The following is a 15,475-nucleotide window of genomic DNA, read 5'->3' as shown; positions in this document are numbered from 1 at the left end:
TTTAAAAAACTTCGCAATTTTGAACAAAATAGGATATTAATATTTCTGCTGCATCCGAATTTTTTAAGTCTGCTTTTTTAGAAATCCATTTAACTAATTGATCAAATATTTCTTTTTGATCCTTGTCATCGCTTTGCTTATACAAATGCAGATAATGTAATTTAATTTGTGATGATATTATTTCGGTTGTAGTTGGATGCGTTTTATCAAATTCTATAAATTTATTCTTTACAATAATGTAGTAATCTTGAACGTTTCTATGGATTTTCCTTTTTGTTAATAATGTTATAGTGTTATTTACTTTATCATCAATAGTTTTAGGATTATAATTCAGTATATCATCTGTTGAGGAATTAAAATCATGGTTTGATAATACTTGGATGATTTCAGAAATTTCCTTTTCAAGATTCGAAGTTTCCCATAGAAGTTTGCTTTTGTGTTCTTTAAGTTTTTGTTTTTTTATTTCAACCAGATTTCTATACTCTTGTATTGTTCGAGGCTTATCATATTTTGTGTGACAACCTACGCATAAACAAATTAAATTATTGAGATCGTTTAAATCTTCACTTAATTTTTCCTCATCCTTTAGTAATTCTTTTTCCTCTTTTGTAGCGTTTAACGGGTATATGTGAGCAATTTCGAACTGTTTGTAATTCTTCCCATTTTTCTCATATATTAATGGTTTAGGGCAAAGCGGACAGATACTATCCACTTGTGCAAGCAGAATCAAATTGCTATTTTCGGTAAATTTTTTTCTTTTACCAGGCATTAGTAAGATGGAATTTTAAAGTTAGACTACTAACATACAAAATATTATCTTACAAAAGATATCTTAAAATCATTTTTTAAATATCCCTCCCAAAATATCCCTTTATCTTTGCACCCTAAACGCAAAGCATGACCATTACACAATATATAGCGGCGCAGGTAAACGCGCCCGCCAAAAGTATAGAAGCCGTATTACAGCTCCTTCAGGAAGACTGCACCATACCCTTTATAGCCCGTTACCGTAAAGACCGCACCGGCAACCTTGATGAGGTAGCCATAGAGCAGATAGCCAAAGCCGGCCGTGATTATGAAGCCATTGTTAAACGCAAGGAAGCCATTGCCAAAAGCATTGAGGAGCAGGGTGCGCTAACGCCCGAGCTATCGGCTAAAATTGAGGGCAGCTTTAACCTTACTGAGCTGGAAGACCTGTACCTGCCTTACAAAAAACGCCGCAAAACCAAAGCCGACACCGCGAGGGAGAACGGCCTGGAACCGCTCGCCAAAATAATCATGGCGCAAAACGCCGACGATATAGACTACATCGCCTCCAGATACCTGAATAACAACATAGCCAACGAAGACGAAGCCCTGCAGGGCGCGCGCGACATTATAGCCGAATGGGTAAACGAAAACGTGTATATCAGGAAAACGCTGCGCCGTATTTTTGGCCGCAAAGCCGCCATTACCACTAAACCCGTTAAAGCCGCCGACCCGGAGAAAGCCCAGAAGTTTGAGCAGTACCTCGACTGGAGCGAAAACCTGGCTAAAGCGCCATCGCACCGCCTCCTGGCCATGCTCCGCGCCGAGGCTGAGGGCATTATCAAATTCAAAATAGAAATAGACGACACCGAAGCGCTAAGCTTTATGGAGGAGTCGGTCATAAAAAACCCGAAAAAGGAAACGGCAGCCCACCTGCAAAAAGCCATCGCCGACAGTTACAAACGCCTGTTGGCACCCGCCATTAGCAACGAGGTATTACAGGAGGCTAAAACCAAAGCCGATGCCGTAGCCATTCAGGTATTTGCCGCAAACCTGCAACAGTTATTGTTAGCGCCACCATTGGGCGAAAAACGCATACTGGCGATAGACCCCGGTTACCGCACCGGCTGCAAAATTGTGTGCCTTGATGAGCAGGGCGGCCTACTGTATAACGAAACCATTTTCCCCCATGCGCCGCAGCGTGAAACCGCCCAGGCCATGAAAAAAATACGCTCTATGGTAAATGCCTATAAGATAGATGCCATATCGATAGGCAACGGAACTGCCAGCCGCGAAACCGAGCAGTTTATTAAAAAAATAGCGTTTGATAAGCCCGTGCACGTGTTTGTGGTAAGCGAGGCGGGGGCTTCGGTCTATTCCGCTTCCAAAATTGCCCGTGATGAATTCCCGAATTATGATGTTACCGTGCGCGGTGCAGTGTCTATCGGGCGCAGGCTCAGCGACCCGCTTGCCGAACTGGTTAAGATAGAGCCAAAGGCAATCGGCGTGGGCCAGTACCAGCACGATGTAGACCAAAGCCAGCTTAAGGCAGAGCTTGACACGGTGGTTATGCGCTGCGTGAACAGCGTGGGCGTAAACCTTAACACGGCGAGTAAGTCGCTGTTGGGGTATGTTTCGGGCATAGGCGAAAAGCTTGCCGAGAATATTGTGGCCTACCGCAGCGAGAACGGCCCGTTTGAAGACCGTAAACAATTAAAGAAAGTTGCCAGGCTGGGGGAGAAGGCTTTCCAGCAGGCGGCGGCATTTGTGCGCATACCCAATGCTAAAAATCCGTTGGATAACAGTGCGGTACACCCTGAGGCGTATAGTATTGTCGAAAAAATGGCAAAAGACCTGAAGCTGAAAACGCAGGAACTTATCTCTAACAAAGAGGCTATTGCCAAAATAAAACCCGAAGCCTATGCCACCGAAGATGTGGGTGTGCTGGCGCTGAAGGATATTTTAAAAGAACTGGAAAAACCGGGACTCGACCCGCGGAAGTCGGCAAAGGTTTTTGAATTCGACCCGAATGTGAAGACTATCTCCGATTTACATACCGGAATGGTGCTGCCCGGCATTGTAAACAACATTACCGCCTTTGGCTGCTTTGTAGATGTGGGCATTAAGGAAAGCGGGCTGGTTCATATATCGCAGCTTAAAGAAGGTTTTGTGAGCGATGTGAATGAAGTAGTAAAGCTGCACCAGCATGTTCAGGTAAAGGTTCTTGAAGTGGATGAAGCCCGCAAAAGGGTAGCGTTGAGTATGATAGTTAACAATTAAAGTATTTATAAATGAAAAACCTTTTTTTCTGTTTTTTAGTTTTTGCAGCCAGTGTTGCATCTGCACAAAATTTATTTCCGGTAAAACTGGAAAACTGTAATACTGAACGTTTTTGCCTTGATTGCGGCGAAATTAAATCTTCTTATGATGAAGAAAAATTTGATAAGCTACTGGAAAGATTAAACAAGAAATTAAATTTAGGTAAGATTGAGGGTACTCTTAAAGTACAGGTACTAGTTGAAGCAAATGGCAGGGGTTGTGTATTAAGCCATACTGACAGGAGTAAGGCTGGTATAACTGATGAAATTGTTAAAGAGCTTAATAAATTTAAAGACTGGAAGCCTGCATATAGCGAGGGTAAGCCTGTAGATAGAAATTCTGTTAATTTAATATTTACAATTAAAAACGGAATTCTTGATGGTAAAATAGAGCGGGTGGATATGGAAGCATTTGCGAAATCTTTTGATCATCCTAAAAACCCTGAAATTTTTAATAAAAATTACACTTACTCAAATCAAAATCTAAGCCGCTATCAATTTACAATATGGAACTCCTCTAATTCTGAATTACCCAATAACAGTGTTAACCATATTGTTGCGGATTCTAAGGGCAATATTATAGCTATTTCAGATTCTGAATTGATAGTGCTTAATGAAAATGTAATTAAATTACCTCCTCCTAACCCAACGATAGAGGAAGCCAAGAAGCGTAAATATTTCGCATTAGGTGTAGATGCTCAGGACAAGATATGGTTAGATGGCCTTTCATCAATTTTTAGTCTTGATAATAATAATTGGAAAACTTACAGTACGGATGAATTAGGTGTTGATAACGCATATGCGTTTGAATATAATTCAGTAACAGGTGAATTATTTATATGTTCAAAAGATGGCTTAATAATTAGCAAATCAAATCATTTTGAAATGCTTGATAAATCTAAAATAAAAGAACTCCCTTCAAATCGTGTTAGTTTTGCAATGCGTGATTCACGAAACAGGCTTTGGATAGGTACGTATGATGGCTCGGTTATGATTGATAACGATGGGAAAGTAATTAGCTTTAAAGATACCAATCACATTTTAAAGGATTATTGTATAACCTCTATGGCTGAGGATGAAGAAGGCAATCTATATTTTGGACTTTATGAGTTTAATCCGGCTGACCGTAAAATTGTCAATAGGAATGAAGGTATTGCGATATGCAGTAAATCCGGATCATGGGAACATTTTACAACTGAAAATTCTGGAATACCATTCAATCACACTACATGTGTTTTATATGACAGAAAAGAAAAAATCCTTTGGATTTCTACCGACAGGGCAGGACTGATAAGATATGATTTAAATGGTGGCTGGGAAAACTATCATAATCTTAATTCGGATATTCCTACATCATACATTGGAGATATGTGTTTCGATAGTTTCGGAAATTTATATTTGGCCACCCGCCAGGGTATTGTAAAGGTAACAAGTAAATAATCTTGATTTACACATAAAAAAGTTTTGCCCGGCATTGTAAACAACATTACGACCTTTGGCTGTTTTGTGGATGTCGGCATTAAGGAAAGTGGCTGGTTTATATATCGTAGCTTAAAGAAGGCTTTGTGAGCGATTTGAATGAAGTAGTAAAGCTGCACCAGTATGTTCAGGTAAAGGTTCTTGAAGTAGATGAAGCCCGCAAAAGGGTAGCGTTGAGTATGGTTTTGTAGGGTGCCGTGGCAGTGGTCCGATGTCTGATGTTTTTTGTTGCGCGTTACGGGTTGCGTGTTTTGGGTTTCGGAGAATAAATTATGAATTCAACTTTCTGAATATTGAGTTACTTGTCACATTGAGCGCAGTCGAAATGGCTGTAACAAAAAACCCCGCATTACTGCGGGGTGTATAATGATATTGTTTTAAACTAAAGTTTATTCTCTTCCTGTGCCTGCTGCTTTTTGGCTGCTTCAGCCTTAGGCTCGTCTTTAGCGGCATTTTTAAATTCCTTAATTCCGGAGCCAAGCCCCTTCATTAATTCCGGTATTTTCTTGCCCCCGAAAAGAAGCAGTACAACCACAACAATCAAAATTATTTCAAAGGCTCCGAATTTCTGAAACATGATAAATAAGAATTAAATTAATATTGAAACAACAATTTCAAACGATACAAAGTTAACTATAAATTAAAACACTACAATTATTTACGACAATTATTTGATTGTGGTTTGCGTTAAATAAAACAAAATTGCAGGTAAGGTTTCTAAGGCATTAAATCTCTTTATAATGCAGTATTAGTATATTTGCGAATTAAACCGTTACTATGTCGAAGAAAAGGCTTAAAAGGCAGGTAATCAAAAAAAAGCTGTTTAACAAAATACGGCTGGTACTACTTGATGAGGAAAACTTTGAGGAGAAATTTTCCCTGAGGCTTAACCTTATGAATGTGTTTGTGGTAATTACCGTGGTAAGCATCATCATGATTACCCTTACTACCTACATTATTGCGGGTACCCCGTTGCGCGAATATATCCCCGGCTATTCTTCTACGCAGCTAAAGCGCGAAGCTACCCAGAATGCTATAAAATCAGATTCGCTATTGCGGGAGTTGGAGGCAGAGAAAGCCTATATGGCCTCGATTAAAAAAGTACTTACGGGCGACCTTGAAAGCGGTAAACTGAGCCGTGACTCTATTTATGTGCCGGAGCAGAAAGAGCATCCGGATATTGACATGAAACCTTCTGAAGCCGACCTTAAGCTGCGGGAGGAAGTGGCGCTGGAGGATAAGTATAACCTGTTTGAAGAAGCCCAGCCGCGTGTTGGCCTGGTGCTTTTTGCCCCGGTTAAAGGCCACATTACAGAGCCTTACAGCAGCAAGAACAAACATTTTGCAGTAGATATTGCACTGGCTAAAGATACCCCCATTAAATCGGTTGCGGCAGGAACGGTACTGTTTGCCGACTGGACGCCAACCAACGGGCATGTAATTATCCTCCGCCATAAAGACGGTATTATATCAGTTTACAAGCATTGTGCGGCATTAACCAAAGAGCAGGGCGATGTGGTGCGTTCAGGGGAGGCGATTGCGCTGGCCGGCAGCACAGGTTCGCAGTCAACCGGTGTGCACCTGCATTTTGAATTGTGGAAGGATGGCTACCCGATAAACCCGACACAATACATAAATTTTGAGTAGTATGGAACAAACTTTAGAAAACTTTATCTCTAATACTGCTTTTCTGGTAGGGGTAATACTACTGGCATCAGCTTTACTGATGATATTGTTTTCGCCAAGGGGTATCAACTACCTGTATGGCTACAGGACTTCCCGATCTATGAAATCGCAGCAGGCATGGGATTTTGCACAGCGCTGTTCATCAGTTAAAATGCTATGGGTAAGCATGGTGCTTTTAATTACGGGCATTATAAACGTATTATTTATAGAAAACCAAGAATTTATTGTTATTTCGGGAGTAGCTTTATTGATACTTGGTGCAGTATATATATTTTATGCTACCGAAAAAGCACTTAAAACAAAATTTCCTGATTAACTAACACCTGCTTATGTCTTTAAAATCGTTTGCTGCCAAGCTGTTTGCCTTAAAAGTATATAAAGATACCCAAAAATGGGCTTCTAAACCCGTTGAGGTACAACAGCAGGTATTCAGTAAACTGATTTCTGATGCCCGCAACACGGCATTTGGCAAAGACCATAATTTTAGTGCTATAAAAAGCTATAAAGACTTTCAGGACAACCTACCCGTTAGGGATTATGAAGACCTGAAACCCTACATTGAGCGGGTAGTTAAGGGCGAACCTGATATACTGTGGCCCGGCAGGCCGCTGTATTTTGCCAAGACATCGGGCACTACCTCCGGGGCAAAATATATACCGCTTACGGCAGCATCAATGCCCTATCACATACAGGCGGCACGCAACGCCATCCTTATGTACATCCACGAAACAGGTAATTCGGCTTTTGTAGACGGCAAGATGATTTTTTTGCAGGGCAGCCCCGTACTCGAAGAAAAAAACGGGATAAAATTCGGCCGCCTCAGCGGTATAGTAGCCCACTACGTACCGGGCTACCTGCAGCGCAACCGTATGCCAAGCTGGGAAACCAACACTATAGACGATTGGGAAATAAAAGTTGACGCCATTGTAGAGGAAACCTATAAGGAAGATATGACTGTTATTTCGGGCATACCCTCATGGGTGCAAATGTATTTTGAAAGGCTGCAACAAAAGGGCAATAAAAAAGTGGGCGATATCTTTAAGAACTTCAGCCTGTTTATTTATGGCGGGGTTAATTATGAACCCTACCGTGCCAAATTTGAAAACCTCATCGGGCGGAGGGTTGATAGCATTGAGCTGTTTCCCGCTTCCGAAGGCTTTTTTGCCTACCAGGACAGGCAGGGCGACAGGGGAATGCTTTTGTTGCTGAATTCAGGTATTTTTTACGAGTTTATAAAGTCGGATGAGTTCTTTACCGATCAACCGAAGCGTTACACAATCGGCGAGGTAGAGCAGGGCATAAACTATGTGCTCATCATATCCACTAACGCCGGACTTTGGGCTTACAATACAGGCGATACAGTACAGTTTACCTCTTTAAAACCCTACAGGGTTATTGTTACCGGAAGGATAAAACATTTTATATCTGCGTTTGGCGAACACGTAATTGGCAAAGAGGTAGAAAGCGCCCTTAATGAAGCGATGGAAGGAACTAATGTAAGGGTGAACGAATTTACCGTAGCCCCGCAAATTAACCCTGAAAGCGGACTGCCGTATCATGAGTGGTTCATCGAGTTTGAGCAGGAGCCGCAGGATATGGATGCTTTTGCCCTTAAGATAGATGCTGCTCTGCGCAAACAGAATGTGTATTATGACGACCTTATAAAAGGTAACATACTCCGCACAGTAGTAATAACTCCTGTTGCAAAAAACGGCTTTCAGGAGTACATGAAGTCCATCGGCAAACTTGGCGGGCAAAACAAGCTGCCCAGGCTTAGCAATGACAGGAAAATTGCGGATGTATTGAGTAGTTTTTAATAATAAACTGTTAAAAATAAAAATCCTACATTTGCTCACAAAACACAAATGAGAATGCAGAAATTAAAAAATATATCACGCACCAGGGCACAGGAATCTTCTGCTGCCATAGAGCGTTTATACATAACCATGCGTCACCTGTTTAACCGCGGCTTTTACAAGCCAATGGGTATATCGGGAGAGACACTGCGCGAGGCACTTTTAGACCTTCGCCCGGAAATATACGGCTCCATCGCCGAAGAAAAAGCAGAACTTAACGGGCTGCTTTATGTTATAGAGCGTTTACCTGTGGGCATAGAGCAGTGCCGCTTTATAAACCTTACATCAGACGAAGGATATTCAAAGTCGCATTTTAAGGCTATTGTACCGCCAAAAAGAAGGCGCAACTGCTACCGCATAGATGAGGAGCAGATGAACGTTGAGATAACAAGGGGAAGATCGGATATTTATGACATCCTTACCCACCTTACGTTTGTATTTATAGAGTCGCACAAGATACGCAACAGGGTACTTATTGATGAGAATGGCGAGATGACGCGCGACTGGCAAAAGCTGGAGCAGGTTATTTTGCAGAATAAAAAACTGAACCTTGAGGAACGCGAAACAGCCATATCGCACGTTTCAAATATACTGGGGCGCACATTTGCCGAAGTTACAGACATTTATGATGCTTTTGGTAATACCGAAACGCCCGACAGGTTCCTGCATGTAATATACTGGCTGGGTAAGCTTGCTATAGATGAGGCGCTAGGCGGCCCTAAACGTGCTATCACCTTTAGCCCGATATTACGCGAAAGGCTGGGGCACCACATACACGGCGAGATATGGGCCGATAACATTAAGGCGGTACTAAAACAAAACGGACTGCTGCAAAGGCCTATACATATCATCAGCGCAAACATGCACAGTGTAATGAATTCTATATTTGCTACGCATGTGCACAAGGGCAAGTACAAAGGCAAGCCTGACTTTTATATTTATGAAGACCTCAGCAAATCAGGTAATGCAGAGCTTCGCAACAAAGTAGAAGAATTTGCCCTGCAAAATGGTATGATAGCTATGCCCGATACATCGGGTACTAATATAGATGTGCAGATATTTGATGCTGCCAAAATTGATTTTTCGCTTACGGCATTCCCCAATGCGCAGGTTGGAGAAGAAAAGCCTGTTATAGTAGTCATGGACTATGCCTTTGGCGAGCAGGCGTATGAAACCATCGACGAACTTTTAAAGCCATATAAAGAGGATGATACCAAAACATTCCTTAACGTGGTATCGGTTTCTATAATGGGTAAAGCAGGGATACTGGAAGGAAATAAGGGCGATATAATGATACCGTCTGCACACATAAACGAAGGTACGGGTGATAATTACCCATTTGAAAACGAACTGAAGGCAGAAATGCTGGAAGGGCAGGGTATACCGGTTTACAGCGGCCCTATGGTAACTGTTTTGGGTACATCGTTGCAAAACCGCGACCTTCTCAAATTCTTTAACCGCTCTACTTGGGGCGTTATTGGGCTTGAAATGGAAGGCGCCTATTACCAGAAAGCCATACAGTCGGCTTCAAAAATCAGGAAAAGTATTAACCCTGATGTTAAAGTGCGCTATGCCTATTATGCATCGGATAACCCACTTGAAACCGGCAGCACGCTTGCATCAGGTGGCTTGGGGACTACAGGAGTTAAGCCTACATACCTGATAACAATAAAAATACTGGAACAAATTTTTAACTGCAAATAACAGTAATGGAAAACTATCAGCACAACAGGGATCAGGAAATAGACATGGTTAGGGTGTCAGACCGATTAAGAGGATATGCATCCCGCGCTAACGATTATTTCTTTGATGGTATATTGTTTCTTAAGCGCAATATAATTGTATTGGCAGTTTTATTTATTGCCGGTGGAGCACTTGGCTATTATTTTGATAAGGGTAAAAAAACCTATGAGCAAAAACTGATAGTAATACCAAACTTTAAAAGTGTAGATTACCTGTATGAAACGGCTGAACTTTTAACGTCTAAATCTCAAACGCGGGATGAAGAGTTTTTGCAGGGCATTGGCATCAAAGATCCTGGTATATTTATAGAAATGGAAGTTGAGCCAATAGTGGAAGTTTATGATTTCATTGAATCTGAAAAAGATCATGAACGCAATTTGCAATTATTCAGGATTTTGGCTGAAAATGCCAGTGTTGAGGAAACACTGAAAGACATGGCTACTGCCCGTAACTATCCGCAGCACCTTGTCACTATTACCACCTCCGGCAAAGCTGATGCGGATGAGGTGGTTAACCCGATACTTGCCTATCTGAATGCAGATAAATATTATGGTGAAATTAAGCAACAATGGCAAAAAAACCTTGATGCGGAGATTAAAGCCAAAGACAGTATAATTGCCCAGATAGATGCCATAATCAATACATTTAATAAAGATGCAAGAGCGGCAGGCGAAAACCTTGTGTATTACAATACCAATACGCAGTTTAATGAACTGATAAAAACAAAGGCAGAGCTGGTAGAAGAGCAGGGTAACAACATGATAAAAAAGGTTAATTACGAAAATATAATTAAGCCAAGCAGTACCATGCTTAATATTAAGAAAAAATCTTTTACATCCGGCAAGATGAAATATATAGTTCCTTTCATATTTATCATGCTGTTTGTTTTTATATCTTTATTCATAGCCTATTATAAAAAACAAATAAATAAAAGAAAAAAGATTGCCAGTAATGAATAATATATTAATAACAGGAGGAGCAGGATTTATTGGCTCAAATTTTATAGTGCATTTTTTAGCCGCTAATCCGGGTTGCAAAATAATTAACCTCGACCTGCTAACCTATGCCGGCGATAAGGATAACCTGACCGAAATTGAGGGTAATGCAGATTATCTGTTCATTCAGGGCGATATCTGCGACAGGCCATTCCTGGAGTCGCTGTTTAAAGATCACGATATACGGGGGGTAATCCATTTTGCGGCAGAATCGCATGTTGATAATTCTATTTCAGGCCCTGAGGCATTTATAAAAACCAATGTGCTGGGTACATTCAACCTGCTGGAAACAGCAAGGAAATATTGGATGGATGCCCCGCATCAATATAAAGAAGATTACAAAGGCTGCCGTTTTCATCATATCTCTACAGATGAGGTATATGGCACGCTGGGCGAAGAAGGGCTCTTTACAGAAGAAACAGCTTATGCGCCAAACAGCCCGTATAGCGCAAGCAAGGCAGGCAGCGACATGATAGTGCGCAGCTACTACCATACCTACGGCATGGATGTGGTTACCACCAACTGTTCTAATAATTATGGGCCGAAGCAGCACGACGAAAAGCTGATACCCACCATTATTCGTAAAGCCATATCAGGGCAGAACATCCCTATTTACGGAAACGGGATGAACGTGCGCGACTGGCTTTATGTGCTGGACCATTGCAAGGGCATAGAGCTGGTATATAAAAATGGTAAGGCGGGTGAAACCTATAACATTGGCGGCAGGAACGAGCGTAACAACTTATACATTGCCAACAAAATTTGTGAACTGCTTGATAGTATGGCTCCGAGAGAAAGCGGCAGCTATAAAGAGCAGATAACTTTTGTTACCGACAGGCCGGGGCACGACCTGCGTTATGCAATAGACGCCAATAAGATAGAAAGTGAGCTGGGCTGGAAAGCTGATGAAAATTTTGAATCGGGTATTGTTAAGACGATAGAATGGTACCTTGCAAAATATAATAAAGCATGAAAGGAATAATTTTAGCAGGAGGATCGGGCACCAGGCTGCATCCGCTTACGCTGGCAGTGAGCAAGCAGCTTATGCCTATTTATGATAAGCCTATGATATACTACCCGCTAAGCACGCTTATGTGGGCAGGAATAAGGGAAATACTTATCATTTCCACTCCGCACGACCTGCCGCTGTTCCGTCACCTGCTGGGCGATGGCAGCAAGCTGGGTTGCCGTTTTGAGTATGCCGTGCAGGAAAATCCCAATGGTCTTGCAGAGGCTTTTATAATAGGGAAAGAGTTTGTGGGTAACGATAAAGTGGCGCTTATACTGGGCGATAACATTTTTTACGGTACCGGGCTTGCCGACCTTTTGCAGAGTAACAACAACCCCGAAGGCGGCATTATATATGCCTACCATGTGCATGACCCTGAACGTTATGGCGTGGTAGATTTTGATAAAGACGGTAAAGTACTGTCTATTGAAGAAAAACCCGAAAAGCCAAAATCTAACTTTGCGGTGCCGGGCATTTATTTTTATGATAATGAAGTGCTGGATATTGCAGCAAACATACAACCCAGCCACCGCGGCGAACTCGAGATTACCGACGTTAATAAAGAATATCTTAAGCGCGGCAGGTTAAAGGTGAGTATACTGGACAGGGGCACTGCATGGCTTGATACGGGCACGTTTAATTCGCTTATGCAGGCAGGACAGTTCGTGCAGGTAATAGAAGAGCGACAGGGGCTTAAAATAGGCGCTATAGAAGAGGCCGCTTATAAAATGGGATATATTTCCAAAGAAGAATTAACGGCGCTTGCAGAGCCGCTTTTAAAGAGCGGGTACGGCAGGCACCTGATGAGTTTAATAGCATAATATGACAGTTAAAGAAACCAGCCTGAAAGGCTGCTTTATTATAGAGCCTAATGTTATACCTGATGAGCGCGGGTATTTTATGGAGAGCTATAACGAAAAACGCTTTGCCGATATAACGGGTCAGCAGGTACATTTTGTGCAGGATAACCAGTCTTATTCGGTGAGGGGGGTGCTGCGAGGTTTGCATTACCAAACGGGAGAGCATGCCCAGGCTAAGCTTGTGCGCGTTATACACGGCGAGGTGCTGGATGTGGCTGTAGATGTTCGCCAGGGTTCGCCAACTTTCGGAAAGCATGTGGCGGTAAAGCTTTCGGCAGAGAACCACAGGCAGCTTTTTGTGCCACGCGGATTTGCACACGGCTTTTTGGTATTGAGTGAGACAGTTGTTTTCTTTTACAAGTGCGATAATTACTACAATAAAGAATCTGAAGGAGGTATAATATATAATGACCCCGCTATTGGTATCGACTGGGGGATGGATAGCGATGATTATATCATATCATCTAAAGACACCGTTTTGCCTAATCTTGAAAATGCAAGGCCGGTATGGTAGTACTTGTTACAGGCGCATCAGGTCAGTTGGGGCAGGCGCTTAAAGCGCAGGCGAACCGGTATGATAATCTTACTTTTGTTTTTAAGACATCTGCGGAAGCGGATATAACTGACAGGCAGCAACTTGAAGAGGTTTTTAATGAAGTAAAGCCCGGCTTTTGTATTAATGCCGCGGCCTATACCGCAGTAGATAAGGCAGAAATCGAGACGGAAAGAGCTTATGCCATAAATGTTACCGGGGCTAAAAACCTTGCTGAAGTTTGCCTGCAGTTTAATACAACCTTGTTGCATATTTCTACCGATTTTGTGTTTGAGGGAAATAAAGACACCCCTTATACCGAGGATGATGCAACCAATCCGCAGGGTGTTTATGGTAAAACCAAAAGAGAAGGCGAGCAGGAAATAGAAAAGATATTGCCGCAGCATTATATTATACGCACATCATGGCTGTATTCTGAATATGGGAATAATTTTATGAAGACGATACTCCGCCTTGCCGCAGAGCGCGATAAACTGGGCGTTGTTAATGACCAGACCGGCACACCTACCAATGCCAATGACCTTGCAGAAGCCCTGCTACAGATAATAACACGTGGTAAAAAGGCTTACGGCATTTATCATTACAGTAATGAGGGAGTAGCAACATGGTATGAGTTTGCCGGAGAGATATTCAGGATAAATAATGTTTTGATAGACTTACAGCCCATACCTACATCAGCTTATCCTACTCCTGCTAAAAGGCCGGCGTATAGCGTTATGGATAAAAGCAAAATAAAAGAAGTTTTCGGGCTGAGTATAAAAGGCTGGCAGGAAAGCCTTGCTGCTGTTTTAAAGTCGTATAACGAGGTTTAAAACACCTGCCCATGATTAAAAAACTGTTCCATAAACTATTTAAGTCGGCAGAAAGAAGGACTGTTGTAAAAAACATGTTTTCGCTCTCAATACTGCAGGGGCTTAACCTGTTGCTGCCGCTTTTAACATATCCGTACCTGATAAGGGTTTTGGGTAAAGACTTATACGGAACTATTTTGCATGCGGCAGCTATAACCTACTATTTTCAGATGCTCACAGAATATAGCTTTCACATGACAGCTACCAAAGATGTATCTGTACATGCAAACGATACTAATAAGCTGCATTCTATATTTAATGAAGTGTTTACTACAAAAATGTTTTTACTTGCAGGCAGCTCTGTAGTAATGGCAATTCTGGTATTTACAATTCCGTTTTTCGAGGAGCAGCGGTTAATATACCTGCTTACTTTCGGTAATGTAATAGGGCTGGCTATATTTCCGGTATGGTTCTTTCAGGGCCTGCAAAAAATGAAATACATTACCTATTTCAACTTTATATGTAAAATTATCTTTACGGCAGCCATTTTTGTTTTTGTAAAAAGACCTGAGGATGCCTGGCTTGCGCCGCTTTTTACTTCGTGCGGCTATATTTCTGCGGGTATTGTTTCTTTAATTTATATAAAAAAACTGTTTAAGATTCCGTTTCAGCGAAAATCCTTTAAAAAGGTAAAAGAGCAGCTTAAAATAGGCAGGTATCTCTTTTTATCAGAACTCAAAATATCTTTGTTTACCAATACTAACACACTTTTATTAGGATTTATAGCAGGTGAAGCGGCTGTTGCTTATTTTGCCTCTGCCGAAAAAGTTGCACGGGCTATAGGAAATATATATACGCCTTTAACTTTGGCACTCTTTCCTTATATGGTTAAGAACATGAACAAGGACAAAGCAAGAACCTATAGTGATATACTTAAAATTACAAAAACGGGGTCACTGCTGTTTTTGGTAATACTGATACCATCTTTTATATGGTCTGACCTTATTATGGAAATACTGTTTGGCAGGGGTATGGAAAATGCATCTCTGATTTTCAGGATATTATTATTTATACCTGTTGCCGCTTTTATAGACAATATGTTTGGCAAACAGGTACTGCTGACACTTGGCAAAGACAATTTGTACTTTAGGGTAATATCGGCAGCGGCGGCATTAAACCTGACTTTAAACTTATATTTAACCTATCAGTACAGCTACAGGGGAACAGCGGTAGCATTAATAATTACTCATATTTTTATAAGCATTGGTATGTACTGGTATGCAAAGCGTGAAGTTAAAAGATCAGTTTTAAGTTAGAGCTTTAATAGGACAGATGTATAGTTTTAAAAAAGCCGCTATATTTGTTCCTGTTGCTTACAGCAGTTATACATTTATGAAAAGCAACAGTTTTCAGGAAATATTATGTAGAACTGATGGAA

At 41.5% G+C, this 15,475-nt stretch carries 14 protein-coding genes and 1 pseudogene; 13 read left to right on the top strand and 2 right to left on the bottom strand.

Annotated features, from left to right (window positions below):
• Window position 1: 1 nt before the first annotated feature.
• Window positions 2-769, bottom strand: coding sequence for an ABC-three component system protein (locus KJK34_RS11310; RefSeq protein WP_223053996.1), 768 nt, complete (start codon window positions 767-769; stop codon window positions 2-4).
• Window positions 770-897: 128 nt separating this feature from the next.
• Here KJK34_RS11310 and KJK34_RS11305 point away from each other — a divergent pair, with 128 nt between their 5' ends.
• From KJK34_RS11305 to KJK34_RS11295, 3 genes and pseudogenes are all read left to right on the top strand, one after another.
• Window positions 898-3,027: a Tex family protein gene (locus KJK34_RS11305; protein WP_223053995.1), complete on the top strand. Its 2,130-nt coding sequence runs from the start codon at window positions 898-900 to the stop codon at window positions 3,025-3,027.
• An 11-nt stretch (window positions 3,028-3,038) separates the two neighbouring features.
• The gene (locus KJK34_RS11300) at window positions 3,039-4,505 is read left to right on the top strand and encodes a ligand-binding sensor domain-containing protein (protein ID WP_223053994.1); all 1,467 of its coding nucleotides are present in this window, start codon (window positions 3,039-3,041) and stop codon (window positions 4,503-4,505) included.
• 21 nt (window positions 4,506-4,526) lie between these two features.
• Window positions 4,527-4,735: pseudogene (locus KJK34_RS11295) on the top strand (S1 RNA-binding domain-containing protein); the annotation flags it as partial.
• Window positions 4,736-4,926: 191 nt separating this feature from the next.
• On the opposite strand, the gene tatA reads toward KJK34_RS11295, so the two are convergent.
• Complete coding sequence (gene tatA, locus KJK34_RS11290; RefSeq protein WP_223053993.1) at window positions 4,927-5,121, bottom strand: twin-arginine translocase TatA/TatE family subunit; 195 nt, start codon at window positions 5,119-5,121, stop codon at window positions 4,927-4,929.
• 200 nt (window positions 5,122-5,321) lie between these two features.
• Between tatA and KJK34_RS11285 the strand changes: the two genes are divergently transcribed.
• Genes KJK34_RS11285 through KJK34_RS11240 form a run of 10 tightly spaced genes read left to right on the top strand, consistent with a single transcriptional unit; the run spans window position 5,322 to window position 15,353 of the window.
• Entirely contained in the window at window positions 5,322-6,191 is an 870-nt protein-coding gene (locus tag KJK34_RS11285) for a M23 family metallopeptidase (RefSeq protein WP_223053992.1), read from the top strand.
• Window position 6,192: 1 nt separating this feature from the next.
• Window positions 6,193-6,546 (top strand): SdpI family protein, encoded by a 354-nt coding sequence (locus KJK34_RS11280; RefSeq protein WP_223053991.1) that lies wholly within the window; start codon window positions 6,193-6,195, stop codon window positions 6,544-6,546.
• Between the two features lie 13 nt (window positions 6,547-6,559).
• Complete coding sequence (locus KJK34_RS11275; RefSeq protein ID WP_223053990.1) at window positions 6,560-8,047, top strand: GH3 auxin-responsive promoter family protein; 1,488 nt, start codon at window positions 6,560-6,562, stop codon at window positions 8,045-8,047.
• 54 nt (window positions 8,048-8,101) lie between these two features.
• Entirely contained in the window at window positions 8,102-9,790 is a 1,689-nt protein-coding gene (locus KJK34_RS11270; protein WP_223053989.1) for a DUF6909 family protein, read from the top strand.
• 5 nt (window positions 9,791-9,795) lie between these two features.
• The gene (locus KJK34_RS11265) at window positions 9,796-10,788 is read left to right on the top strand and encodes a hypothetical protein (RefSeq protein WP_223053988.1); all 993 of its coding nucleotides are present in this window, start codon (window positions 9,796-9,798) and stop codon (window positions 10,786-10,788) included.
• The gene (gene rfbB, locus KJK34_RS11260; RefSeq protein ID WP_223053987.1) at window positions 10,781-11,797 is read left to right on the top strand and encodes a dTDP-glucose 4,6-dehydratase; all 1,017 of its coding nucleotides are present in this window, start codon (window positions 10,781-10,783) and stop codon (window positions 11,795-11,797) included. Before KJK34_RS11265 ends, rfbB begins: the two co-directional genes overlap by 8 nt.
• Complete coding sequence (gene rfbA, locus KJK34_RS11255) at window positions 11,794-12,654, top strand: glucose-1-phosphate thymidylyltransferase RfbA (RefSeq protein WP_223053986.1); 861 nt, start codon at window positions 11,794-11,796, stop codon at window positions 12,652-12,654. Before rfbB ends, rfbA begins: the two co-directional genes overlap by 4 nt.
• A gap of 1 nt (window position 12,655) precedes the next feature.
• Window positions 12,656-13,207 carry a dTDP-4-dehydrorhamnose 3,5-epimerase gene (rfbC, locus tag KJK34_RS11250; protein ID WP_223053985.1) on the top strand — a complete coding sequence of 184 codons (552 nt, stop codon included), beginning with the start codon at window positions 12,656-12,658 and terminating at the stop codon, window positions 13,205-13,207.
• Window positions 13,201-14,058 carry a dTDP-4-dehydrorhamnose reductase gene (rfbD, locus tag KJK34_RS11245; RefSeq protein WP_223053984.1) on the top strand — a complete coding sequence of 286 codons (858 nt, stop codon included), beginning with the start codon at window positions 13,201-13,203 and terminating at the stop codon, window positions 14,056-14,058. The genes rfbC and rfbD overlap by 7 nt, the downstream gene beginning before the upstream one ends.
• Before the next feature lie 11 nt (window positions 14,059-14,069).
• Window positions 14,070-15,353 carry a flippase gene (locus tag KJK34_RS11240; RefSeq protein WP_223053983.1) on the top strand — a complete coding sequence of 428 codons (1,284 nt, stop codon included), beginning with the start codon at window positions 14,070-14,072 and terminating at the stop codon, window positions 15,351-15,353.
• Window positions 15,354-15,475 lie beyond the last annotated feature (122 nt).

This window comes from Flavobacterium coralii, from assembly GCF_019891545.1.
In the GTDB taxonomy this organism is placed as follows: Bacteria; Bacteroidota; Bacteroidia; order Flavobacteriales; family Flavobacteriaceae; genus Flavobacterium; species Flavobacterium coralii.
This window is presented reverse-complemented; position numbering and strand designations above follow the sequence as displayed.